The sequence below is a fragment of the Acinetobacter sp. GG23 genome, assembly GCF_057766365.1.
In genome coordinates, this window is the sequence record NZ_JBYMDJ010000004.1 from 101,027 (window position 1) to 124,778 (window position 23,752).

The following is a 23,752-nucleotide window of genomic DNA, read 5'->3' on the forward strand; positions in this document are numbered from 1 at the left end:
AAAACGCACTCATGAGTGCGTTTTTTTACGATGCCAGATTAATGCGTCGGTTCTTGATGATGAGCAATCTGGATCTGATTGAGAATATGATTGGTCATATTCTTCGCCATTTCCTCTTTGGCAAAATAGACTTCACCAATATTGTCACGCCGAATCACTTCAGCTTCTTCCTTGCTTTCTGCACAGACTAGAACCTGAATTTGAGGATTCAGTGTTTTGGCAATATCGACAATTTTATGAATATCTAAAATATCCATTGGGGATAGAACTAAGAGCCGCGCATGTTGAATATGCGCTTGAATTAATACACTCGGTTCGGTGGCATGACCGGAAACCGCTGCAATCCCTTTTTGTCGCAATCTTTCTACAATTTCACGGTTTTCTTCGGCAATGACCACCTTAATATTTTGCGCCATTAATTCTTTGGTAATACGACGACCGACTTCACCATGGCCTACCAGCACTACTTGATCACGTAAATACTCTTGAGATACTTCGTCAGGCAGCATGGAAAGAGGATCACCGCTTCGTTCCAGCAAACGCGCCAGATGCGAGCGTTCACGAATCCAGTTTTGCACGGGTTCAATAGCAGAGAATATAAATGAATTAAGTGTAATTGAAATAAGCGCACCTGCCAGAATCAGGTTTTGTCCCTCTATAGAGAGTAAATTGAGTGAGAGACCCAAAGTCGCCAGAATAAAAGAAAACTCGCCAATTTGTGCAAGGCTAGCCCCGACGGTTAACGCAGTGTTAATCGGATAACGGAAGAATAAAACCAAAGCCATCGCTGCAATAGTCTTGCCAATCATGATAATGCCAATTACAGCAAGTACATGTAAGGGTTGCTCAATCAGAATGCGTGGATCGAACAACATACCGACAGAAACAAAGAATAAAATCGAGAAAATTTCACGTAAGGGTAAAGTTTCTTCTTCGGCCCGGTGACTAAAGTCGGATTCTTTGACCACCATACCGGCAAAGAATGCACCCAGTGCCATTGAAACGCCAAAAACTTTATAGGCACCAAAGGCAATTGAAACCGCAGCTGCAACAACGGTTAAAGTAAACAGTTCACGCGAACCCAAGCGTGCGACCATTTGCATGATCCAAGGAACTAAACGTTTACCGACAATCAACATAAAGGCAATGAAGCCTGTAACTTTAAGTAGAGTCACACCTAAAGTGAGCCAGATGTTTGCATTTGGATCTGTTCCGGCAATGGGTGTACCACCAAGTAAAACTGCCGTGGCAGGCAATAAAACCAAGACCAGCACCATGACCAGGTCTTCAACCAGCAGCCAACCCACGGCAATTTTACCATTTACGGAATTCAGTAAACCGCGGTCACCTAAAGCTTTAAGTAAAACCACTGTGCTGGCACAAGAAAGACTTAAACCAAACACCAGTGCAGAACCAAAACTCCAGCCCCACATCATGGAAACGCCTATACCTAATAAGGTCGCGACAGCAATTTGTAAAATAGCACCCGGTAAAGCAATTCGACGCACCTGCATTAAATCACTTAAGGAAAAATGCATTCCGACACCAAACATGAGGAACATTACCCCAAGTTCAGCCAGTTGATTCGCAAGTTGAATATCTCCGACCACACCGGGCGTGTTCGGACTAATAAGGATACCGGCAATTAAATAGCCGATCAGAGGGGGGAGGCGTATACGAGCCGCAATATAGCCAAAAATAAGCGCCAGTCCAAAGCCAACTGCTAATAATATAATGAGATCTACGTCATGAGGCACTAAAAACTCCTTAAGCCTAGTTAAGGGTAAAATACAAAAGCACAAGTGGTGCCAAAAAAAGTAGCTAAAGTGTATCAAGTCGGATAAAAAAAATGCAAAAAAAACGACCTAAAAGGTCGTTTTTTTAAGAAGGCAAAATTATTTAATTTTAGCTTCTTTGAAAATCACGTGTTGACGGATTTTTGGATCAAATTTTTTGATTTCCATTTTTTCCGGCATAGTACGTTTGTTCTTAGTCGTAGTATAGAAATAACCTGTACCAGCTGAAGAAACTAGACGAATTTTATCACGCATGGTTCGAACTCCTTAGATCTTTTGACCTTGAGCACGAAGGTCAGCAACAACCTTTTCAATACCCAATTTGTCGATAATACGCATACCTTTAGTGGTTAAACGAAGACGTACGAAACGTTTTTCGGTTTCTAACCAGAAACGGTGGTGATGCAGGTTCGGCTCGAACCGGCGTTTGGTTTTGTTATTGGCGTGCGAGACGTTGTTGCCAACGACTGGACGCTTGCCGGTAACTTGGCAAACCTTAGACATGGTGAACTCCATTGCTAGACAGCACCGATTGTGCGGCTAGTCATTAAAAGTAAACGGATGAAATCATTCAAGGGGCGTTTTATACCAAAAATGCGCTTAAAAGACAAGCGAATTTAATAAAAACCCGGCATGAATATGTACAATAGCTCATGCCTTGATCAGTTAGCGAAGAAGGGTCTTCGAAATCAATTTATGAATCGGCTTGTTAAATGGTGGGAGAATGAATTTCAAGCTATAGAGCTTAGGATTCGACATCACCGACCGTTCATGAGACAAACTGAAGAAACCTTCTGGACCATGATACTTGCCCATACCTGAAGCACCTACGCCACCAAATGGTAAATCGTCTTGTGCCACATGGGTCAATACCGTGTTTTGCCCGAAATGCCCTGAATGAGTATGCTGTGCGACATAGTCGGCACGCGCTTGATCAAAGTCGAAATAGTATAATGCAAGTGGACGCGGACGGCTATTAATAAAGTCAATAACATCGTCAATTTGATCATATTCTAGAATTGGCAGGATTGGCCCAAAGATTTCTTCTTTCATAATCCGCATTTCAGTGGTTACACCGGTCAGTAAAGTCGGCGCAATTTTTCGAACTGCTGTTAAATCTTCATGTTCAGGATTGATTTCGATTATTTCGGCACCCTGATTAACGGCATCTTCCAAATAACCTTGCAAGCGATTGTACTGTTTGTCATTAATAATCGAGGTGTAATCTTGATTATAGGCAAAATTTGGATACATCTCTTCCACACACAGCCTAAACTGCTCGATGAATTCGGCCGTTTTACCTTTAGGCAGGAACATATAGTCAGGTGCCACACAGGTTTGACCTGCATTCCAAAGTTTACCGGCAGCCAGACGTTGCGCGACATCTTCTAAATCAATTGATGGATGAACCAGAACAGGAGATTTCCCGCCCAATTCTAGAATTACAGGCACTAAATTTTCTGATGCAGCTGCCATCACGGTTTTACCAATTTCTGTAGAACCGGTGAAAATAATTTTATCAAAAGCTAAGTGGCTAAAGGCATCAGAAATAGGACCACCCCCATTGATGACTGCAACCAATTCGATCGGAAAGGCTTCGCTTAAGGCTTTTTCCAGGGCACGACCAAAATTACTTGATGCACTGGAGATTTTGATCATGGCATTGTTGCCGGCAGCAATTGCACAAATCAATGGACCAACCGACAATAATAAAGGATAGTTCCAAGGAGCAATAATTCCCACTACCCCGAGCGGTTGATACTGAACCCAGGCTTTTGCCGGTTGATGAATAATTCCGACATGGCGTTTCGAAGGTTTCATCCAATTGGTCAAATGCTTGCTATAATATTTAATCTGTTCAAGACAGGTGAGTAATTCACCGATTTTGGTTTCGCCAATAGAACGGTTACCATAGTCTTGGTTAATTGCTTCGGCGAATTGATCTTGATATTTAACTAAGATACGTTTTAAACGTGCTAAACGATCAATACGTTCTTTTGCGCTTGGCAAAGAATGACGTTGATAGGCATGTTTTTGCTGTTCCAGCACATTATGCAAGTGCTGAATATCGAAAGAATGTGGTGTCATTGAAGTTGTTTTTGTTTGACTATTCATGACCTGCTACCATTAAATAAAAAGCGATTAAGTTAGTTTTTAGAGTAAAAGCTCTAAATAGTCAAGTTACTTTATGTGTTAGCTCGCTAACCTATTGAATAAATGGTCACTTCAGGATGTCTCACTCCAAAACGGTGAAAACCAAAGAGCGTATTTTACAGCTCAGCTTACAGTTGTTTAATGAGCGCGGTGAGCGTTCAGTTACAACCAATCATATTGCAGCTGAACTGAGTATGAGTCCGGGTAATTTGTATTACCATTTCCGTAATAAAAACGAAATTATCAAAGAGTTGATGGAGCAGTATCAAAAAGAAACTCTGGAAATGCTTGCATTGCCGGATGATCGCTTGCTCGATGCCAATGATAAGATTCGTTATTTTCAAGTGCTGAGCAGCCAGCTGTGGGCTTATCGCTTTTTGCATCGTGATGTTTATCATTTGGTTGAAAATAATGATGATTTTCGAAAAATGTATCCACGTTTTGCCGGTCAGGTGATGCAGCAGGGGCAAAAAATTTATAAAGCCTTTGTCAATGCAGGGTTAATGCAAATGACGGACTCGGAAATTGAGGCTCTGATTATTAACTTGTGGATTGTGTTGACCAACTGGACCAACTTCTTATATATGTCGGGTCATATTACCGACTCCAATACTTTAGAGGAAAAGTGGGTTTGGCAGGCATTACGTCAAATGGTGTTCCTGGAAGGGGCGTATTTGCGTGGTGAAAGTCGTCAAACGTATGAACATCTGCTTGAAACGCTGGGGCCTTCAGAACTTTTTGAAAGTCTGTCTTCAAGTAAAAATCACGATGCGACATAGCCTATTTAGAAAGCCTTAAAAAAGCGTTAGAATGCTCGGCTTGTTTTTCAATTTAACTGATTAGTGATATAAACCAACATGAATATGACCACTGCCAACACAGCACGTTTACTGATTACTTGCGAGGATAAACCGGGAATCGTGCAAGCTGTATCGAGCTTTTTGTATCATCAGGGAGCAAATATTACCGCACTTGATCAATACGCGACTGAAGCTCAGGGCGGGCGTTACTTCATGCGTGTTGAGTTTGAACTGGATAACTTGCAAAGCCGCAAAGAAAATTTGACTCAAACTTTTGCGACCAATGTTGCAGAGCGCTATAACATGAATTGGCGTTTGGCTTTGGTCAGCGATGTCAAAAAAGTCGGCATTTTAGTCTCTAAAGTCGATCATGCCTTGCTTGAGCTTTTATGGCGTCATGCGCGTGGCGGTTTACCTTGTGAAATTACCAAAGTAGTGTCCAATCATGAAGATTTACGCGAGTCAGTGGAAAACTTTGGTATTCCATTTGAAGTTGTGCCAGTCAATAAAGAAAACAAACGTGAAGCTTATGCAAAAATTGATGAATTGATGCAAGGTAATGATTTGTTAGTTCTTGCACGTTATATGCAAATTCTGGATGAAGAATTTGTCAAAAAATGGGAAATGAAAGTGATCAATATTCACCATTCATTCTTGCCTGCTTTTGTTGGTGCAAATCCCTATAAACAAGCTTATGAAAAAGGTGTGAAACTGATCGGTGCTACAGCGCATTATGTGACTGCGGATCTCGATCAGGGGCCGATTATTGAGCAAGATGTAGAACGGGTAAATCACGATTTTACAGTCGATCAACTGCGTGAACTGGGACAAGACGTCGAACGAAACGTGTTGGCTCGTGCGGTAAGATGGCATCTTGAAGATCGCATTATTGTGGATGGCAACAAAACAGTTGTTTTCCAATAATAATTGTTAAAATAATTCATTCAAAAGGCGTGCTTTAGGCATGCCTTTTTTGTTTTCGATTCAAAAAACTCATCAAAACTTACGATTTAATAGTTGCAAATGAAAACACTTCTCATTTATTATTGCGTTGCTTTAATTGTATTAACCGATGAGCTTGATTGCTTAAATTTGTATAGACCTGCAATCGCTTTAATTAGGTAACTGATTTTAATGAGTCAATCTCCCGCTCTAAATATGCAAACTCCCAATCCGATGAAAAAGAAAATTATCACAGCGCTTATCGCCGTTGTGGTCGGTCACATGGGCGTATTGTGGGCGGTGGGGCAAATGAAAACCCCAGAACTGAAACCGATAGAAAAACAACCTTTAAAAGTTCGTTTTGTTAAAATTCAAGAACCTCCAAAACCTTTGCCGCCGAAGCCAAAAGCTGAACCAAAAAAAGAGCAGCCAAAGCCTAAAGAAGTGAAAAAAGTTGAAATTGTAGAAAAACAACTTCCACCACCGCCGAAAAAGGTAGAGAAGGTTCAACAGGTTAAGAAAGCAGAAACACCCAAACCTGTAGTAAAGCCGGTTGAAGCACCACCTAAACCGACTGTCACTACAACGATTTCTGAAACTAGAGCTGTGAAACCGGCACCGGTAGCGCCACCCGCACCGCCAGCGCCAGTAACACCACCGGCACCTGCTGCACCGCCATCGCCAAAAAGTGTATCAATTGGCGGTTCAGGCGTGCAATGGAGTCGTTCGCCAAAGCCTTCTTATAATAACAATGATTTAGAAGGGCAGACGCGAACTATTGTGGTTCATATTGAAGCGAATGAAAAAGGGGTAATCACTTCTGCCCGCATTTCACGTTCAAGTGGCATTCCTGCTTTAGATGACAAGATTTTGCGCTCAGTGCGTAGTTCCAAATTCAAACCGTACAAAGAAAATGGCGTGGCTTACCCAATTAGTGCTGACCAACCATTTGAATTGACATTGAATCCACACGGCTAACATTTTTTAGGAGTTCGAGTATGAACTTTTCAGTTTATTGGCAACACGCCGATGCAGTGAGTAAAACACTGTATTTCGTGTTATTGGCAATGTCGATCACGACATGGACAGTCTTCGTTTTACGTTTAATGGGGACTCGCCAACTGAAGCAACAAGCTTATGCTCAACTTTCTCAAGCGTTAAGCAAGTTAAAAGCGAAATTTGCCCCACTCAGTTTTGAACAGCGTAAGGCTGTTGCAGAACAAGCTTTATTGCGTCAAATTTCTGCTGAAAAATCGAGTGCAGAAAAAGGTGTAGCAGTTCTCGGTACTATTGCTTCACTTGCACCGTTTGTGGGTTTGTTCGGTACAGTTTGGGGTATTTTCCATGCCTTGGTCGCAGTCGGTAAAAGTGGTCAAGCCGGTTTGGCACAAGTTGCGACCCCTGTGGGTGAAGCCTTGATCATGACCGGTTTAGGTTTGGCCGTGGCAATTCCTGCAGTATTGGCTTATAACATTTGTACCCGTGTAAACCGTGGTTTATCGCATGAGTTACAAGACCAGGCACACAGTCTTTTAATTGATACCATGTTGCAACAAGATAGCACGGCTCAAGTGACTGAAGCTAAAGCAACCTCGAATCATTTGGTTGGAGGTCAAGCTTAATGGGCTTTCAATTGGGCGAAGACAACGATGTAGGCATGAATGAGATGAATCTCATTCCGCTGATCGATATTATGTTGGTATTGATGATCATCTTTTTGGTGACAGCAACCGTTGCTAACCCATCAATTCCATTAACCTTACCAAAAACCACGGCAGATATTATTGATTTGCCTCCTAAAAATGTGACCATCAGTATTAATGCGGGTGGAGAAGTTGCGTGGAATGGCAAGGTGCTCACGCTTGACGAGTTACAGACAAAATTTAACCTAGCAGGTCAGGAAGAGCGTCAGCCGACCATTGTGCTGAAAGCAGATAAAGAATCACGTTATGACGCTGTTGCACAAGTGATGTCTCGTGCGAGCGAAGCCGGGCTCAGCGATATTGCTTTTGCAACTGATAACTAAGAAAAAATTTAAAAAAAGCGACCGAGAGGGTCGCTTTTTTTATGTCTAACGTTTGCTGAAAAAATGGAGTTACTCAGATTTAAGCAAATCTTGAAACTTGCTGCGTAATTTCATCAGTTTCGGTGGAATGGAAAAATTACAGTAGCCTTGAGATGGATTTCGGGCAAAGAAATTCTGGTGATATTCTTCAGCCGGATAGAACTTGGGTGCAGGACTCAGCTCAGTCACAATATTCAGGCCTTCTGCTTTTAAAGCGTCAATGGTTTGTTGTGCCTGCTGTTGCTGTTCATCATTCAGGTAATAAATCACGGAACGATATTGAGTGCCAACGTCATTACCTTGACGGTTTAATGTAGTAGGATCATGGGTAGTGAAAAATACATCCAAAAGCTGGGTAAAGCTAATTTGCGTTTCATCATAATCAATTAAAATTACTTCTGCGTGATTGGTGTCTCCACGGCAAATATCGTCATAACTTGGATTGTCGGTGTGACCACCCGCATAGCCACTGACCACTTTTTCTACGCCTTTCAACTGTAAAAATATGGCTTCAACACACCAAAAACATCCACCACCAAATAATGCCTGTTGCATGGTTTTATCCTATATTTGTTTATTATTTTTAATATATGGGTTTTTTATGAAGCTACAATGTATTTATTTATGTATTTTAAATACAAAAGCCTGCATTTTCAGGCTTTTTATCTGCATTATTTAACGGAGAACCGGACTGGTAAATTGGATGAGAAGATTTCCATGACGATCAAGCAGCTTGAGTGTTTTACCAAAGACTTGATAGTTTGCCACTTTAGTCAGTGCTTCATTAAACTGTTGCGATACATTGTGACTATCTAGACATGCCATTCTGGTGCCTGCCATTGGGCCAAGAACCAAAGTATCCCGTCCTGCCTCATAGCTCCCCATAATACGGTTACAACCATCTGCACCACTGACGCGTTTCGTTGCAGCATCAAACTGTAAGCTTGGAATATTATGTCCAGTTGGGGCTGTTTTTATTTCAGTATTGCCAATATGTGTTGCAATCCAGGTGCGGTTTTGCAGTTGCACTAAATTTGCAGTTTCAATCGTAGTAGAGGCGCTCGGTGTAGTTTCACAACCGCTAAAAGCAATAGCAGCACCCAGTATGCCAACAGCAAATAATTTTTTTAACATATTGGAATTCTCGTTGTTGATTTAACTTATGTTCTATATAAACAAAAAAATAGCCAATTAACTAGCGTTAAATGTATGTTTTATATATTTTTTAGATTACCTGTTAGGGTTTATCTACAGTTATAGGGTGTGGTAAACCCTGACGAATAAGGGATGAATATTGAGTGCTGGAGATATGCTTTAATTTACTGACCCGAGGGTTAATATAAGCAACCTCATACCATTGTTGCATGGTTAAATCGTGTGAAATCGCATTTAAATCATATAGGTAATTAGGCAAGTATCCTGAAGCCAACAGTCGGTAATCAGCCGGTAAGTGTCTTTTAGATACTGCTTGTACCATATCAAAAACCAGCGTAGTACAGTTACTGGTGAGGCTGTTATACCATTTCGGCTGATTTTTTAATTCATGGGCTTTACGCAGATATTCTTCAAACAAGGCACGTCTTTCAGTTTTGGACATATTGACCGGAAAGAAATAGACATGTTCACCACGGACATTACTGCGGGTATAAATCAGATCCTTTTCATCTGCTGCAATCAGGCTGAGTTCATATTTTCTAAAAAAGCCACCATAAGTCGAAAATTCTTCATTTTTTTGTTTGCGAACTTCAATCGAGAAGGTCAGTGGCTTGCTATTGGCAAAATCAAAGCTAACCAAGGTATGTGCAATTTGTGGTCCCATCCAATAGGAGGTGATGATATTCACACCGGTAATTTGGTTTAAATCAAAATCACGCGTTTCCCAGCGTTCATCATAACTCCCATCAGCACGCCAATTAAAATTACGTACATTGTGCAAGATGATCTTGTCACCCTCTTGTTCATAGAACAGCATTCGGGCTACTTCCGGATTCCATTCACGATCTTGTTTGGCTTCCAGGTTAAAATACCAAAATAAGCCCAGTAGAAAAACAAGGACATAAATCAGCACATCCGTATGACGGTTAAAGAAATGCTGGGTGATATAAATGCCGAGAATGCTTAAAGCAAAGATAATCCAAATGCCAATCAGTAGCCGGGTGACTAACCCACCAAAAGGTTCTTGAAACCATAAAGCAAGACACAGCCAAATAGAGGACATAATAACGAAGAGACTGAACACGGAATGGAGTAAAGCCATGCCCAGTGCAGTGAAAAATTCCCTTTTTCCAATATTATGCATATTTGACTTTATAAGTAATTATTGTCTTTATTTTCTGTAAGTTGCGAACTCAAAAGCAATCCCAGTTTTGTCGTCAATATGTTGTTCAGAAGCGACCTTTTTAAATTCAGCTGGAATTTCCGGATAATAGGCATCGCCTTGAACGTCAAGCTCGACATGGGTCAATTCCAAACGGTCGGCAATATTCATAGTCTGTTTGAAGATTTCACCGCCACCAATCACAAAGATCGCATCTGGTTTTTCTGAAGCTTGCACATCCGCTACAGCTTGAGCCAAAGCATCTTCAATAGAATAGGCCACTTTAGTTCCTTCAAATGACCAATTCATGTCCCGGGTAATCACCCAATTGACACGTTTCGGCAGAGTGCGTCCCATAGACTCTAAAGTTTTACGACCCATGACCACGACACCACCTTGGGTGATTTCTTTAAAGTGCTTGAGGTCAGCAGAAATGTGCCAAGGCAAGTCATTGTTTTTACCAATGCAGCGCTGTTGATCCATGGCTACAACATGTACAACTTCTAAGTTTTGGAAGGTCATAATTTTCCCTGTATTTTTTATACTCAGATACGTTTTCCCCCTTTGCAAAAGGGGGAATTAAAGGGGGATTTTAGAAATTAAACCGCAACCGGTGCTTTAATCCCTGGATGTGACTCATAGCCAACAATTTCGATATCTTCAAATTTAAAATCGAAGATGTCTTTCACTTCTGGATTCAGTTTTAATTGGCAAAGCGGTAATGGTTCACGACTGAGTTGCAATTTTGCCTGTTCAAAGTGGTTGGTATATAAATGGGTATCACCACCAGTCCAGACAAAGTCACCTACAGCTAAACCACACACTTGCGCAATCATATGCGTGAGCAGGGCATAGCTGGCGATATTAAATGGCACACCCAAGAATACGTCCGCACTGCGTTGATAGAGCTGGCAAGACAGTTTGCCGTTCTGTACAAAAAACTGGAACAGGGTATGACAAGGCGGAAGAGCCACAGTTCCTGCTTCATTTGGATTCCATCCCGACACGATTAAACGGCGTGAATTTGGATTGGTTTTAATTTCATTAATCAACCATTCAATTTGATCAAAACCATCTTGCTCATATAAACCATTTTCTTTTTTGGTAGCACCAAAGTTACGCCATTGATGACCATAAACTGGACCCAATTCGCCTTCAGGACGACCAAAACTGGCAGTTTGTTCTGCAGTTGCCCATTCATCCCAAATTGAAACTTTGTTGTCCTGTAGATATTTGACGTTGGTATCACCCTTTAAGAACCATAACAGTTCAATCACGATAGAGCGGAAATGGACTTTTTTGGTGGTCAATAAAGGAAAACCTTTGGAAAGATCAAAGCGCATTTGATGACCAAATACAGAACGTGTACCTGTACCGGTACGGTCGCCTTTGTCACCACCGTTGTCGAGGATATGTTGTAAAAGGTCTAAATACTGACGCATGTCTCTCTCATTAGAATCTGGTTTATGTCTCTATCATTAGAATCTGTTTGATAACTCTAATTTTAGAATCTGTTGGCTAACCCTACATATTAGCCTTTTTTTACAGAAAACTGTATCTCATCAAATCTGAGGAAATTAAAAATACATTTAGATTTATTTTAAGTTAGTGATTTTAAATTTTTTTAGTATTTTTTTTGAATCTGAGATGAAGGATTGATCTTCAGCCTAATAATGTTTGACTAAAAATTATAACGAACAATAGAAATCTATAAAAATTTCTGCGGATTGTATTTCAGCAGGCTATTTTTAAGTTCGAGCGAGAAGAATCCTTTGAAAGACAAACTGAAACATAGGTATTAGGAAATGGATTATCTGAATACAGAAATAAATTCATAGGTGAGCATACTCACAGTTCCTATTTATGGTTTCTTAAAGTAAAAATTAGCTAAACAGAATATCAATCTAATCTTGAACTATATGGATGATAGAAGGATTTAAAACTGATTATTTTTTTATTTTAAGATTCATTAAAGTTTGAATGATTTAAATATGACTTTAAATTACGGGCAAGAATTACAAATATAAAAATTAACAAAAAATAATCAGTTAAGTTAATTTAAAGCGATTTATTTATATTTAATTACATTTATTGCATGAAAAATCACATTTGACAAGGTACTATCTTTGCCGTCGAAATGAGTGAAAAGCCCGAATTATAAGGGTTAGGAGTAGTTGTAAAGAATGGTGTATGATCATAATGTAAACATGAATGAAGTCTATGCTCCTGTCCAGACAAATATCGTAATTCGTTCCCAATCTGGTAACAATTCTAATAAAAATACAGAGTCCAAATCCGTTCAAGCCTTTCCGAAAAAGAACATCGTTGTAAGCAATGGGCAGCGAATTGATGTTGATAAATTTACGAATTTCTTGCAAGGTATTAGTTCATACAGCAGTTCACAAAAATGTGCCAAAAGTATCCGACTTGCTTTGGAGTCAGCAGGGGCAAGGTTCCAAAGTCATCCCGTTGCTGCCGCAGACTGGGGCAATACTTTAACGAAAATTGGCTATCGACAAATTAATCCTAAATTTGATGCTCCGAAAGAAGGCGATATTTATATTATCGATCGAACCGGAAAACATGTTTATGGACATATTGCAGGGTTTAATGGCACGCAATGGGTATCCGACTTTAAGCAAAAAAGTTATGATGTTTATAATGAAAAAGGTTTGACCTATAAATATTATCGTCCGAGTTTTTAAAGTTTTTCTATAAACATTAGATCTCTTTCATAAATCAAAAAGTATTCAATATTAGATTTTTTAAATCAGCACGGTCTCATTTAATTGATTTAATTTTTTTTACCTTTTTGTAGGCATTCATGTCACGCTCATGACTCTAATATTTGCTAAAAATCTATTTTCGGTTTTGGTTTTTAAAATGATTTATGGAAGAAGTTTATTGATTCAATAAGAAAAGCCTTCGTAGGATAATGCTGATTAGTTAATGTCCTAATATATAAATATTTTTATATTTTAAAATATTATGCTGGAGTCTTTTTTTATTAAGTCAAACAGTTTGCAGCTCAAATGCTATTTTTCTTTCGGAATGAGCAACATTGTTGTGCAAGGCCAAACCATTTTGCGAATAGGCGAAAAAATATTTTCGGCTATTCTCACCGTCAAAACTCGTTCACTACCCTCTTATGACAAATCTATCGCAGAAACAGTTTCTTTTAAGATAGTCCTGACTCAAACAGTTGCGGATGACCTTTCTGTGTATCTAATAATATTTCAAGTTTAAAAATAGAAAATGCCAGTCAATTTCTTAATTGACTGGCATTGCTTCGCAGAGGCTTTTTATGACCTGAGTTAAGGTAGCTGTTTGATTGGACTACCACCCAAGGCTTGCATCAAGGTCACATAGGCATTGTATTGACTCTGCTTGGTTTGTACCAAAGACAAACGGGCATTACGTGTGGTTTCCTGGGCATCGAGCAGGTTTTTAAGTGCAATTGCGCCGTTACGGTATCGTACTTCAGTTAATCGCTCAGTTTTCTCGGCCAGTTGTACATTACGTTCTTGTAAGGCCACCTGTTTGTTTAATTCGGTACGTGCCGAGAGTGCATTTTCAACATCTGCAAAAGCCTGATACAAGGTTTGACGGTATTGAATAATCGCTTTTTCATAATCCAGATCACTAATCGCTAAATCTTTCTTCATATCGTTATATTGCAAGAAAGGTAAGCTGAGACTGGCACCCAAAGTTAAAGCCGGATTCTGTAATAGATTGGTTAAAGAGGTACTTGAAGCACCTAAATTTCCGGTTAGATTAATTGAAGGGTAATAACTGGCTTTGGTGGCATCTTTGCTGGCCAAAGCCTTACGTAAACGTAGTTCAGCGGTCTGTAAGTCTGGGCGACGTGACAGCAAGTCTGCTGGCAAGCCGGCTGCAATGCTCGGCAAAGCTATACGCGGTAAGCGCTGCGGTTCGGCTATATTCAGTTGCTGTACAGGTTGATTCATCAAAACAGCTAAAGCCGTTCTGGTTTCCACTTTTTGCTGCTCAATCTGGCTCAACGTCGCTCTCTGGCTTTGAACAGATTGTTCAGCAGAAGTTAAATCCAGACCAGAAACTGCCCCGGCACGATACTGTATGCGCACCAGTTCATACGTCTTTTGCGTACTGGCCAGGTTTTGCTGTGCAACGGCGTAACGCTCGTTCAGATAACCCAATTGCCAGTATAAATTGGCAGTCGTTGCCACCAGACTTTGTGCAGTACTTTGCAAATCCTGTTCAGTTGCTAAAGCTTCCCATTTAGTTGCTTCAGTTTGACGAGCCAGTTTTCCGAATAAGTCCAGTTCATAGCTTACACCGCCACTTAAAGACAAGCCACGTGACGAATCATCACCTGAATTTAAGTCAATCGTATGTCCTGCCGATACGCTTGAACTGACACGTGGACCTTGCTGATTTTTTGCCAAACCAGCTTGTAAACGAGCTTGCTGCAAGTTAATCCCCGCCACTGCTAAATCACTATTGCTCGCTAAAACTTGATTAACCAGTTGATTCAGCTGAGTATCGCCAAATAAGGTCCACCATTGATCGGCATAGACATCGGCATGCACTTGTTGGCTCAGTGCTTTACTGTTCTGGAAATTGCCTGGAATATTTACGGCAGGTTGTTCATACGGCGTTTTGACGACCGCAGCACAACCGACCAGTGACCCAGTTAAAATAAGACTAGCGACAAGTTTGGTAAAATTTATTTGCATTCTAAGTATCCTTATTCGCGAGAAAGTGCATCGACAGGATTAAGCTGTGCTGCATTACGGGCCGGGATAAAGCCGAAGATAATCCCGATCATGCTGGAACAGACAAAGGCGGCAATAATTGAGGTGGTTGAATAGGCCATCTGGAAAGTACTGCCAGCAAAATGACTAATCAGCTGTCCAATGCCTAAGGATAGAAGTACCCCCAAGATCCCGCCTAAAATACACACCAACACCGCTTCAATCAGGAACTGCTGCAAAATGTCACTTTGACGTGCACCGACCGCCATACGCACCCCAATTTCTTGGGTTCGTTCAGTCACCGAAACCAGCATGATGTTCATGACTCCAATACCGCCCACAATCAGGGAAATCACCGCAATCGCAGAAACCAGTAAGGTCATAGTTTGCGTGGTTTGCTGAATGGTTTCACGGATACTGTCGGAGTTTTGGGTAAACACATCTTGCGCACCGTGACGTTGTACCAATAAATTTAAAATGGCATTTTCAGCGGCAGCACTTGGGTATTCATCTTTAATCCGTACAATAATGTTACGCACATTGGACTGACCCAGCATGCGGCTCATGACCGTCGAGTAGGGCAGATAAACATTTAGGCTGTCTGAGTTACCCATCATCGATTTTTGCGCTTCAATCACGCCAATAATACGACTCGGTACACTGCCCAATAAAATGACCTGACCCACCGGATTGGTGCCATCATTAAAGAAAGTATTCTTGGTGTTGTTATCAATTACAACATCCTGGGCACGTTCAGTGACTCCTTCTTTGTCAAAAGGTTGTCCGGATTCGAAGGTCATGCCTTTTACATAAAAGAAATCTTCACTGACGCCATTCACGGTAGCTGAAGCTTCGGTATCTTTAAAGCGTGCAGTAACACTACTGGTGACCGACGGACTGACCCCGTCGACATAGGGTTGTTCAGCCAAAGCTTCAGCATCGGCAGGAACCAAGGTTTTGACTTGGGCTGTTTTGGAGTTGTCACCAAAGCCACGTCCTTGGAATACGGTAATGGTATTGGTGCCAAGGCTACTGATATTTTCCAGAATCTGTTTCTGCGAGCCATTTCCTAGTGCCACCACTGAAACTACCGATGCAATCCCGATAATAATCCCGAGCATGGTCAGGAAGGTACGCATACGATGAGCATTCATGGCAAGCAGTGCCATGCGGAAGGCTTCGGCCAGTCGGTCGGCAGCAGAACGCCAAGACGGGGTTTTCTTTTGTGGGGTGCGGTCAAGCTGCTGCTTTTCCAGCACTTCGCCGTCCGTTTCAGGCACATTGGCCCGATCCGAAATAATATTCCCGTCACTGATTTCAATAATGCGTGAGGCATTTTTCGCCACATTATGATCGTGGGTGACTAAAATGATGGTATGACCTTTGGCATTCAGTTCACGTAAAATACGCATCACCTCAATACCACTGTTTTTATCCAATGCACCTGTTGGTTCATCGGCCAGAATCACATCTCCGCCGTTCATTAGGGCACGTGCAATCGAGACACGTTGTTGCTGACCACCGGAAAGCTGGCTGGGACGGTTCTGGGTTTTTTCAGCCAACCCTAGGTCCGAGAGCAGTTCGGTTGAACGTTGCTGACGGGCTGAAGCATCTACACCGGCGTAAATGGCCGGAACTTCAACGTTACCTGCTGCAGTTAAATCACCGAGTAAATGATAGCGCTGGAAAATAAAACCGAAATATTCACGGCGCAGTTGTGCCAGTTCATCTGGTTCCAATTTGCGTGTTTCACGCCCTTTAACCTGATAGCTACCGGCAGTCGGTTGATCTAGACAACCGAGGATGTTCATGAGGGTTGATTTCCCCGAACCGGATTGCCCGACAATGGCCACCAGTTCTCCGGGGTAAATCTCTAAATTAATGCCCTTCAGAATCTGAATGGTGTTTTCCCCGGCAGGGAATTCACGAGTCAGATCTGTGACCTTGAGCAAAGGTTGTTGATCTTGACTCATCATTACATTCTCATTGGACCAGCACCACCGCCAGCACGGTTACTACGTTTTGCAGAATCATTCGAAGTGTCGGAACCATCTGCAATCACCACTTTGTCACCTTGTTTCAAGCCTTTAATCACTTGAGCGGTTACACGGTTATTTAAACCGACCAAGACAGGTTGCGGTTTTGCAGTACCATCGGCCTGAACCACGCGAACCATTGACATAGAGGCTTTGCCTTGTTCAATCAGTGATTTTTCTTCAGCAGACAGTTCCAGACGTTTTGGACGTTCAGTTTTAGCTTGATCTGTATCCGTTGGTTTTTGTTCTTTAGCTTTATCTGCATTACGATCAGCACGTTTACCTTGAGGACGGTTTGAGCTTTGTAAGGCCGCTGCAGGAACTGTTAAGGTGTTTTTTGCTTCACTGAGTACGATATAAACCTGTGCTGTCATATCAATACGTAACTTGCCATCTTCATTTGGTACATCAAATAAGGCGTTGTAATACACTGCAGAACTTGAAGATGAAGTTGAACTGTTATTGGTTTCAGTATTAATTGAATTTGGTGCAGGTTCTACCTGGCGTAGTTTTGCATAATGTTTTTTGTCGCTATTTCCCAAGGTAGTGAAATAAACGGTTTGTCCTTCTTCAACTTTCATCACATCGGCTTCTGAAATTTCAGCCTTAATGGTCATAGTGTCGAGTTTGGCCAATTTAACAATAGTCGGTGCACTTTGATTGGCATTTACGGTCTGACCTTCTTCGGTCACAATCGCCACAATAGTGCCATCCATAGGCGCAACAATCTGGGTGTAGCCCAAATCTTCTTTGGCCGTTGCCAAGGTTAAGCGAGATTGTTCAATTTGTGCATTAATCGCCAGAATTTCGGCTTGAGCTGTTTTATAGCTGGCCAATGCTGATTCTAATTCAGCACGTGAAGTTGCATCTTGTGCATACATAGCTTGCTGCCGTTGATATTCAGCTTGAACTTTGGCTAAGTTTGCTTGTTTGACTGCGAGTTGCGCTTGTTGATTTTTAATACTCGCTTCAGCCGTTTTAAGATCATTTTCCTGGCGAATTGAATCAATTCGAGCAATCAGTTGACCTTGTTTCACTTGGTCGCCCAATTGCACATACATTTTCTTAACCTGACCGGAAACCTGTGCACCAACGCTAACCATTTTGGTGGCTTCAAGTACACCTGTTGCAAGTACCGAGTCTTCAATATCGCCGCGGCTGACTTCGCTGGTAATGTATTGAGGGGGTTGCTCTTTGGGTTTTAAGAAATACCAGGCGGTAAGAGCGATAGCAAGAATGCAAACCACCGCGACAACGATTTTGGACGGTTTTATTTTTGGCATGGTGAGCAGGTAAATGAATAGAATTGAACAGATTATAAAAGCTAAATGAGGATAAAACGTGAATTTTTTAATAATAAATGAGAATTGTTATTGATTTCTTGGACAAATTTTTATGTGTAAACTGAACTTTTTTGATTGAAAAAGATATTAAAAGGTAAGTGTTAAGGCTGAAAAACAACCAGCGAAACAGTCAGCATTTGGCTTTATTCTGAAAATAAACTTTGACCACACATGCTGCTAATGGCTTGCAAGACCAGATGTTCAGGATTCTCTTTTCCCAGACCTTTAATGGATGCATCAATACGTAACAGCAACGAAGGCCAGGTTAAAAAGTTATTTGGGTTCAGTCGTCTTAAAGCCTGTTGATATTGACTGACCTTATTTTTCCAAATCCCGAGTTGCAAGGCATTTTGCGGTTGTTCAAACAGCTGCATCAGTAGGCGCATTTCTTTACTGATGCTCCATAAAATCAGACTCATCGGCTCACCTGAGGCAATTAAATATTGAAAAATTTTAATTGCCTGAGCCAGATTTCCGGCAAGCACGGCATCGTTTAAGTCATAAGTGGTGTAACGGGATTGATCTTGTAAACAGGAATACAAATGCTCAATCTGAATTAGATCGACATCGGCAAAAGTATCACTGACGCGCATTAAACTGTTTTTGGCTGCGAGCAAGTTGTGCTCATGATGTTGTTCAAGCCACTGCCACGCATCATTGGCGAGTTTAATCCCGAGCTTTTCTGCCTCAAGCCCTAAAATCCGTTGTCGGTCTTGTGGATAATTGGCTGTGAGAGGAACGGTCACCCCGTTGGCATCCACCACTTGGAAAAAACTTGATTTTAAGCTGCTACTGTCCTGTTTGGGCATCACCACAAGCAACAGGTTTTGTTCATTGTGCTGAATATAGCTTTTCAGTTGCTTGATGCCATTCGCATCGGGTTTAATATTGCCATGCACTTCAATGGCAAGTTGATTAGAAAAAAGCGATAAACTATTTAAAGCATTAAAGACAGTTTTCCAGTCGCTGACATTGTTAATGTCATAGCGTTGACGTTCAATTTCCTGTGTATGCCAGCTTTTTCGAAAAGCATCCAGTAAGTTTTGCTCAAGCAATGGCTCTTGACCATACATAATCCAGGCACCGCGAGCTTCATCAACACGTTTTAGTGCTTGAGGATAGTCAAGTTTCATAGCGCTTAATTTCTATTTTTAAGGTTGGGTGGTTGAAGCTGCTGGTTTGGTCACGACTTTCGGTAAACGGTTCGATGAAATCTGACGCACAATTTGCTGTGCAATATCATCAACAATAACTTGATTGAGATATTTCTGTTCTTGGTCATCGGTGTTTACGGTTGCGACATCATATTGATAGCTGCGTGAAGCGGTCAGGGTACGTGGTTCAGTCACGGGATTACCTTGCGCATCTTCAATACGGAAAGTCACAGTTAAGCGAAGCAAGGTTTCAATCAATTTACCGTTTAGTTCATGACGTTGAGGCGTGTACTCGAGTACATGTAACACATAAGCATCTGGATTGTTGCTGAGTTGTATACCGGTTGCACCCAAATAAATGGCAAGTTTTTCGTGTAATTCTTCTGTGTCATTTGGAAGTGCTAAACTCATTTTTGAGTATGCAACAGGGGCTGTGCTCGGGTTAGTCCCTTTTAGGTGAAAACCGCAACCGACTAAGCTGGCACTTAGACCCAAAGTTAATACAACTGCTGCAACACGTTGAACTAAATGCATGCTTATTCCTCTGTTTATCCCAAAGATGGGTAAATGAATTTCTGAGTTGATTGTAAAGTCAAAGCCCGTTGGCTGGCAACGGGCTTTGTTTAGCTTTTGTTTTATCTTAAATTTTAATCTCCCTTTTCCAAAGGGGGGCTGGGGCTTCCCATGCTTTGAATTGGTTCTAGCCAGTACAGCTCCTCCCTTTATCAAAGGTGAGGAGCATGCTCCGCAAGGGTAGGGATTTTAAATAAGAATTAAACCACCAAGTTCACTAACTTATTTGGAACAACAATTTCTTTCTTGGTTGGACCAGTCAAGAACTGTTGAATTTCTGGTAATGCTTTTGCTTGCGCCAAGATATCATCTTTCGATGCATCGACAGACACTTCCAATTTACCACGAAGTTTACCATTGACTTGAACCACAATCGTTTGAGTATTGCGGGTTAACGCAGATTCATCAACGACAGGGAATAAAGCAGTGGTGAGCTCAATGCCAAATTCATTCAATAAGGTTTGACTTAAATGAGGCGCAAATGGCGCTAACAAAGTCAGAAGGGTGGTGATAGATTCACGTGCTACAGCAGCATCATTATCATCTTTCGCTTCAAACTTGTTGTTGGCATTTAACAGTTCCATCATTGCTGCAATAGCCGTATTAAATGCATGACGACGATCTAGGTCATCACCGACTTTTTGAATAGTTTCATGCGTTTTACGGCGTAAATCTTGTGCATCTTTTGATAAATTTGCTTTATCAATCGTGCTAGCGCTATTGCCTTGTTCAAGGAAACCTGTCGCTAAACGCCATACACGTTTCAAGAAACGGTGCGCACCTTCAACGCCTGCATCAGACCACTCTAATGATTGATCCGGCGGTGCAGCAAACATCATGAATACACGTGCAGTATCTGCGCCGTATTGATCAATAATGGCTTGCGGGTCGATACCGTTGTTTTTCGATTTCGACATTTTCTCTTGACCGCCAACCACAACTTCCTGACCGTCACCTTTATATTTTGCTGAAAGAACACGACCTTTTTCGTCTTTTTCTAACTCGATTTCCGCTGGGTTAAACCAGGTTTTCTTACCAGATTCTGCTTCACGGTAGAATGTATCTGCAAGTACCATCCCTTGAGTGAGCAAGTTGGTGAACGGCTCGTTACCTTGTACCACACCTTCATCACGCATTAATTTATGGAAGAAACGTGCGTACAGTAAATGTAGAATCGCGTGTTCAACACCACCGATGTATTGGTTCACTGGAAGCCAAGATTGTGCAGCCTCGGGTTTCACCATACCACCCGTAAAATCTGGAGATGCATAACGTGCGTAGTACCAAGAAGATTCTACAAAGGTATCTAAGGTATCTGTTTCACGACGAGCATCCGCGCCACAGCAAGGGCAAGCCGTTTCATAGAATTCAGGCATTTTGTTGAGTGGGTTACCTGAACCATCAGGAACCACGTCAGTCGGAAGAATCACTGGAAGCTGTTCTTCAGGTACAGGCACCTGACCACACGTTTCACAGTTGATCATTGGAATTGGACAACCCCAATAACGCTGACGCGACACACCCCAGTCACGTAAACGGAACTGAACTTTGGTATTTGCCAGATTTTGTGGTTCTAATTTTGCAATAAAGGCATCAAAAGCACTCTGGAAATCTAAACCGTCAAACTCACCCGAGTTAACCAGTTTGCCTTCTTTAGAACCGTACCATTCTTGCCATTGGGTTGAGTCAAAGTCTGCATCGTCTGCGCCTTTGGCATCAATCACTTGCTTGATGGTTAAACCGTATTTATTGGCAAATTCGAAGTCACGTTCATCGTGTGCTGGAACTGCCATTACCGCGCCTGAACCGTATGACATCAATACATAGTTAGCAATCCACACTGGAACAGCTTCACCCGTTACAGGATGCTTAACAGAAAGACCTGTTGCCATACCTTTTTTCTCGGCAGTCGCAAGATCTGCTTCGGCAACAGAACCCATACGGCATTCTTCAATGAATGCAGCCAATTCAGGGTTACCTGCTTCTGATTGAAGAGCAGCAGCTTTCAGTGCCATTGGATGTTCAGCGGCAACCGCAACATAAGTTACACCCATCAAGGTATCGCCACGTGTGGTATAAACTGTTAAATCATCGGCATAGATTTCTGGATTTGTTGACGGGAAAGTGATTTCCATACCTTGAGAGCGACCGATCCAGTTACGCTGCATGGTCAACACTTGTTGAGGCCAGCCGTCTTTAAGTGAATCTAAATCGTCTAGTAATTCTTGTGCATAATCGGTAATGCGGAAGTAATACATTGGAATATCACGTTTTTCAACCAATGCACCTGAACGCCAGCCCCGACCATTTTCAACCTGTTCATTTGCCAGAACGGTTTGATCAACCGGATCCCAGTTCACTGTTGAAAGTTTGCGATAAATCAAACCTTTCTTATAGAGTTGTACGAATAACCATTGTTCCCAGTGGTAATACTCTGGCGTACAGGTTGCAAATTCGCGATCCCAATCGACTGAAAGGCCAAGCTTTTTCAATTGATCGCGCATGTATGCGATATTTTCAAAAGTCCATTTTGCAGGAGCAACCTGGTGGGCAATCGCTGCATTTTCTGCAGGAAGACCGAACGCATCCCAACCCATTGGTTGCAGTACAGTTTCCCCTTTCAAACGGTGAAAACGGCTGATCACGTCACCAATGGTATAGTTACGCACATGACCCATATGCAGCTTGCCGCTTGGGTAGGGGAACATCGAGAGGATATAACGATGTGGACCTTCTACAGTGTCGGCAACTTTAAAGGCTTTGCGAGTTTCCCAGTCTTGTTGGACATTTGGCTCAATCGCACTAGCTTGATATTCAGGGTCAATGTGAGTAGTCATAAACGTAATTAAGAACAACGGTTAAAAGTTTGTTGCACAGCATAGCGCAAAATGCACCTAAAAGTGAATTTTGCGGCGATGGATAAATAAGAAAAATATTGAAGTTTTTGGATAAATATTAGCAGTTGAATTTATATAGCCAAATCGGTCATCGTGCCGAAGGTACTGAGGTGTCAGTTGACGTTGGAGTGGATGTTGGGGTAGGTGCTTGGATAACTGGAGTTGTAGTGGGTGGCGGTAAAACAATAACTTTTTCGCCTGACACTATGGTGGTGTTTTGAGTCGGCTGTTCTATGGTCTTGATATTTTCAGGTGCCGGTTGGCTAGGCGTTGAAGAAGGAGTAACACCATAGGTATCCACTTTCCCTTTTTTCTTGGCCGATTTTGGTGGAGGAGTGGTGGTATAGTGCGTAGAGCCTTTGGCATCGACCCATTTATAATATTCTTTGGCAAAACTAGTGGTGGAGCTTAGACTGAAGGTAACGCATGCAGCCATGAATCCAGTTTTAATGAAAGATGATGACATAATGAATAAGTTCCTAGAATAATCAGTCGGTTATAAAGTATAAAATATAGTCATATTCTATGTGTTCTATTTTATATGATTTTCATTTAATTGCAGAAAAAAAAGATAAGCTGACGAATGATATGGGTTGTTGAGTTCTGCACGAACATATTCTATTTTGGCAGTAATTTTTTAAATATAAGACTGTTCTATGTTGATTGATTTATGCTCTTTTGAGTACTGTGGCTAATATAAAAATAAAGACAAAATATTAGGTAAATGACAGCATTACTTTAAATTTTTATTAATGAGAAGGAATTTGCAAAGCAATAACATATTAAAATTATTTATTTAATTTATAATATTTTTTTATTACTAAGTGATCAGGTGTAATAAAGTGATTGGTTTTTCTCATTAAATCTGCAATAAACAAATAAACTGTAAAATCATGCATAAAGCTTAAAAAATAGACGGTCTGTAAATAATCAAGAAAA

General features: G+C 41.4%; 22 protein-coding genes. 6 read left to right on the top strand and 16 right to left on the bottom strand.

Annotation, left to right across the window (positions count from 1 at the left end; all coding sequences use genetic code 11):
* Positions 1-38: 38 nt before the first annotated feature.
* From AC3CAU_RS08835 to AC3CAU_RS08850, 4 genes are all read right to left on the bottom strand, one after another.
* Positions 39-1,757 (bottom strand): cation:proton antiporter, encoded by a 1,719-nt coding sequence (locus tag AC3CAU_RS08835; protein WP_447053978.1) that lies wholly within the window; start codon positions 1,755-1,757, stop codon positions 39-41.
* Positions 1,758-1,895: 138 nt separating this feature from the next.
* Positions 1,896-2,051 carry a 50S ribosomal protein L33 gene (rpmG, locus tag AC3CAU_RS08840; RefSeq protein WP_001205031.1) on the bottom strand — a complete coding sequence of 52 codons (156 nt, stop codon included), beginning with the start codon at positions 2,049-2,051 and terminating at the stop codon, positions 1,896-1,898.
* A 12-nt stretch (positions 2,052-2,063) separates the two neighbouring features.
* A complete protein-coding gene (gene rpmB / locus AC3CAU_RS08845; RefSeq protein ID WP_053578814.1) occupies positions 2,064-2,300 on the bottom strand; it encodes a 50S ribosomal protein L28 in 237 nt (78 codons plus the stop codon).
* A 162-nt stretch (positions 2,301-2,462) separates the two neighbouring features.
* Entirely contained in the window at positions 2,463-3,911 is a 1,449-nt protein-coding gene (locus AC3CAU_RS08850) for a coniferyl aldehyde dehydrogenase (RefSeq protein WP_447053979.1), read from the bottom strand.
* A 116-nt stretch (positions 3,912-4,027) separates the two neighbouring features.
* Between AC3CAU_RS08850 and AC3CAU_RS08855 the strand changes: the two genes are divergently transcribed.
* The 5 genes from AC3CAU_RS08855 to AC3CAU_RS08875 all read left to right on the top strand — a co-directional run bounded on the left by AC3CAU_RS08855 (position 4,028) and on the right by AC3CAU_RS08875 (position 7,718).
* The gene (locus tag AC3CAU_RS08855; RefSeq protein ID WP_131216260.1) at positions 4,028-4,729 is read left to right on the top strand and encodes a TetR/AcrR family transcriptional regulator; all 702 of its coding nucleotides are present in this window, start codon (positions 4,028-4,030) and stop codon (positions 4,727-4,729) included.
* A gap of 78 nt (positions 4,730-4,807) precedes the next feature.
* Positions 4,808-5,674: a formyltetrahydrofolate deformylase gene (gene purU / locus AC3CAU_RS08860; RefSeq protein ID WP_131216259.1), complete on the top strand. Its 867-nt coding sequence runs from the start codon at positions 4,808-4,810 to the stop codon at positions 5,672-5,674.
* A gap of 210 nt (positions 5,675-5,884) precedes the next feature.
* A complete protein-coding gene (locus tag AC3CAU_RS08865) occupies positions 5,885-6,670 on the top strand; it encodes a TonB family protein (protein ID WP_447053980.1) in 786 nt (261 codons plus the stop codon).
* A 20-nt stretch (positions 6,671-6,690) separates the two neighbouring features.
* Entirely contained in the window at positions 6,691-7,314 is a 624-nt protein-coding gene (locus AC3CAU_RS08870; protein ID WP_131216257.1) for a MotA/TolQ/ExbB proton channel family protein, read from the top strand.
* A complete protein-coding gene (locus AC3CAU_RS08875; protein ID WP_447053981.1) occupies positions 7,314-7,718 on the top strand; it encodes an ExbD/TolR family protein in 405 nt (134 codons plus the stop codon). The genes AC3CAU_RS08870 and AC3CAU_RS08875 overlap by 1 nt, the downstream gene beginning before the upstream one ends.
* 69 nt (positions 7,719-7,787) lie before the next feature.
* Here the strand turns inward: AC3CAU_RS08875 and msrA are convergent, their stop codons facing one another.
* From msrA to thyA, 5 genes are all read right to left on the bottom strand, one after another.
* Positions 7,788-8,312, bottom strand: a complete 525-nt coding sequence (msrA, locus tag AC3CAU_RS08880; protein ID WP_131216255.1) for a peptide-methionine (S)-S-oxide reductase MsrA — start codon at positions 8,310-8,312, stop codon at positions 7,788-7,790.
* Positions 8,313-8,432: 120 nt separating this feature from the next.
* The gene (locus AC3CAU_RS08885) at positions 8,433-8,891 is read right to left on the bottom strand and encodes an META domain-containing protein (protein WP_131216254.1); all 459 of its coding nucleotides are present in this window, start codon (positions 8,889-8,891) and stop codon (positions 8,433-8,435) included.
* A gap of 103 nt (positions 8,892-8,994) precedes the next feature.
* On the bottom strand, positions 8,995-10,056 hold the full coding sequence (locus AC3CAU_RS08890; RefSeq protein ID WP_447053982.1) for an Lnb N-terminal periplasmic domain-containing protein: 1,062 nt from the start codon (positions 10,054-10,056) through the stop codon (positions 8,995-8,997).
* A 27-nt stretch (positions 10,057-10,083) separates the two neighbouring features.
* The gene (locus AC3CAU_RS08895; RefSeq protein WP_131216252.1) at positions 10,084-10,596 is read right to left on the bottom strand and encodes a dihydrofolate reductase; all 513 of its coding nucleotides are present in this window, start codon (positions 10,594-10,596) and stop codon (positions 10,084-10,086) included.
* A gap of 77 nt (positions 10,597-10,673) precedes the next feature.
* On the bottom strand, positions 10,674-11,516 hold the full coding sequence (thyA, locus tag AC3CAU_RS08900) for a thymidylate synthase (RefSeq protein WP_131216251.1): 843 nt from the start codon (positions 11,514-11,516) through the stop codon (positions 10,674-10,676).
* A gap of 741 nt (positions 11,517-12,257) precedes the next feature.
* Between thyA and AC3CAU_RS08905 the strand changes: the two genes are divergently transcribed.
* The gene (locus AC3CAU_RS08905; protein WP_447053983.1) at positions 12,258-12,779 is read left to right on the top strand and encodes a CHAP domain-containing protein; all 522 of its coding nucleotides are present in this window, start codon (positions 12,258-12,260) and stop codon (positions 12,777-12,779) included.
* Between the two features lie 609 nt (positions 12,780-13,388).
* Here AC3CAU_RS08905 and AC3CAU_RS08910 read toward each other — a convergent pair.
* The 7 genes from AC3CAU_RS08910 to AC3CAU_RS08940 form a co-directional block, all read right to left on the bottom strand.
* Positions 13,389-14,792: an efflux transporter outer membrane subunit gene (locus tag AC3CAU_RS08910; protein ID WP_447053984.1), complete on the bottom strand. Its 1,404-nt coding sequence runs from the start codon at positions 14,790-14,792 to the stop codon at positions 13,389-13,391.
* Between the two features lie 11 nt (positions 14,793-14,803).
* Positions 14,804-16,783: a MacB family efflux pump subunit gene (locus AC3CAU_RS08915; protein WP_447054361.1), complete on the bottom strand. Its 1,980-nt coding sequence runs from the start codon at positions 16,781-16,783 to the stop codon at positions 14,804-14,806.
* 2 nt (positions 16,784-16,785) lie between these two features.
* On the bottom strand, positions 16,786-18,129 hold the full coding sequence (locus AC3CAU_RS08920) for a MacA family efflux pump subunit (protein WP_447053985.1): 1,344 nt from the start codon (positions 18,127-18,129) through the stop codon (positions 16,786-16,788).
* 203 nt (positions 18,130-18,332) lie between these two features.
* On the bottom strand, positions 18,333-19,322 hold the full coding sequence (gene holA, locus AC3CAU_RS08925) for a DNA polymerase III subunit delta (RefSeq protein ID WP_131216247.1): 990 nt from the start codon (positions 19,320-19,322) through the stop codon (positions 18,333-18,335).
* Positions 19,323-19,340: 18 nt separating this feature from the next.
* Entirely contained in the window at positions 19,341-19,877 is a 537-nt protein-coding gene (locus AC3CAU_RS08930) for an LPS-assembly lipoprotein LptE (protein ID WP_447053986.1), read from the bottom strand.
* Between the two features lie 239 nt (positions 19,878-20,116).
* Complete coding sequence (leuS, locus tag AC3CAU_RS08935) at positions 20,117-22,753, bottom strand: leucine--tRNA ligase (RefSeq protein WP_447053987.1); 2,637 nt, start codon at positions 22,751-22,753, stop codon at positions 20,117-20,119.
* A gap of 148 nt (positions 22,754-22,901) precedes the next feature.
* Complete coding sequence (locus AC3CAU_RS08940) at positions 22,902-23,279, bottom strand: DUF4124 domain-containing protein (RefSeq protein ID WP_447053988.1); 378 nt, start codon at positions 23,277-23,279, stop codon at positions 22,902-22,904.
* Positions 23,280-23,752: the final 473 nt, after the last annotated feature.

What these genes read in the sequence shown, in the direction of transcription:
- AC3CAU_RS08920 (WP_447053985.1), bottom strand. Translation starts at nt 18,129, where the DNA reads ATGCCAAAAATAAAACCGTCCAAAATCGTTGTCGCGGTGGTTTGCATT.
- rpmG (WP_001205031.1), bottom strand. Translation starts at nt 2,051, where the DNA reads ATGCGTGATAAAATTCGTCTAGTTTCTTCAGCTGGTACAGGTTATTTC.
- AC3CAU_RS08870 (WP_131216257.1), top strand. Translation starts at nt 6,691, where the DNA reads ATGAACTTTTCAGTTTATTGGCAACACGCCGATGCAGTGAGTAAAACA.
- holA (WP_131216247.1), bottom strand. Translation starts at nt 19,322, where the DNA reads ATGAAACTTGACTATCCTCAAGCACTAAAACGTGTTGATGAAGCTCGC.
- AC3CAU_RS08930 (WP_447053986.1), bottom strand. Translation starts at nt 19,877, where the DNA reads ATGCATTTAGTTCAACGTGTTGCAGCAGTTGTATTAACTTTGGGTCTA.
- AC3CAU_RS08940 (WP_447053988.1), bottom strand. Translation starts at nt 23,279, where the DNA reads ATGTCATCATCTTTCATTAAAACTGGATTCATGGCTGCATGCGTTACC.
- purU (WP_131216259.1), top strand. Translation starts at nt 4,808, where the DNA reads ATGAATATGACCACTGCCAACACAGCACGTTTACTGATTACTTGCGAG.
- thyA (WP_131216251.1), bottom strand. Translation starts at nt 11,516, where the DNA reads ATGCGTCAGTATTTAGACCTTTTACAACATATCCTCGACAACGGTGGT.
- AC3CAU_RS08910 (WP_447053984.1), bottom strand. Translation starts at nt 14,792, where the DNA reads ATGCAAATAAATTTTACCAAACTTGTCGCTAGTCTTATTTTAACTGGG.
- AC3CAU_RS08865 (WP_447053980.1), top strand. Translation starts at nt 5,885, where the DNA reads ATGAGTCAATCTCCCGCTCTAAATATGCAAACTCCCAATCCGATGAAA.
- AC3CAU_RS08915 (WP_447054361.1), bottom strand. Translation starts at nt 16,783, where the DNA reads ATGAGTCAAGATCAACAACCTTTGCTCAAGGTCACAGATCTGACTCGT.
- AC3CAU_RS08855 (WP_131216260.1), top strand. Translation starts at nt 4,028, where the DNA reads ATGTCTCACTCCAAAACGGTGAAAACCAAAGAGCGTATTTTACAGCTC.
- AC3CAU_RS08875 (WP_447053981.1), top strand. Translation starts at nt 7,314, where the DNA reads ATGGGCTTTCAATTGGGCGAAGACAACGATGTAGGCATGAATGAGATG.
- AC3CAU_RS08850 (WP_447053979.1), bottom strand. Translation starts at nt 3,911, where the DNA reads ATGAATAGTCAAACAAAAACAACTTCAATGACACCACATTCTTTCGAT.
- AC3CAU_RS08905 (WP_447053983.1), top strand. Translation starts at nt 12,258, where the DNA reads ATGGTGTATGATCATAATGTAAACATGAATGAAGTCTATGCTCCTGTC.
- AC3CAU_RS08895 (WP_131216252.1), bottom strand. Translation starts at nt 10,596, where the DNA reads ATGACCTTCCAAAACTTAGAAGTTGTACATGTTGTAGCCATGGATCAA.
- msrA (WP_131216255.1), bottom strand. Translation starts at nt 8,312, where the DNA reads ATGCAACAGGCATTATTTGGTGGTGGATGTTTTTGGTGTGTTGAAGCC.
- AC3CAU_RS08890 (WP_447053982.1), bottom strand. Translation starts at nt 10,056, where the DNA reads ATGCATAATATTGGAAAAAGGGAATTTTTCACTGCACTGGGCATGGCT.
- AC3CAU_RS08885 (WP_131216254.1), bottom strand. Translation starts at nt 8,891, where the DNA reads ATGTTAAAAAAATTATTTGCTGTTGGCATACTGGGTGCTGCTATTGCT.
- rpmB (WP_053578814.1), bottom strand. Translation starts at nt 2,300, where the DNA reads ATGTCTAAGGTTTGCCAAGTTACCGGCAAGCGTCCAGTCGTTGGCAAC.
- leuS (WP_447053987.1), bottom strand. Translation starts at nt 22,753, where the DNA reads ATGACTACTCACATTGACCCTGAATATCAAGCTAGTGCGATTGAGCCA.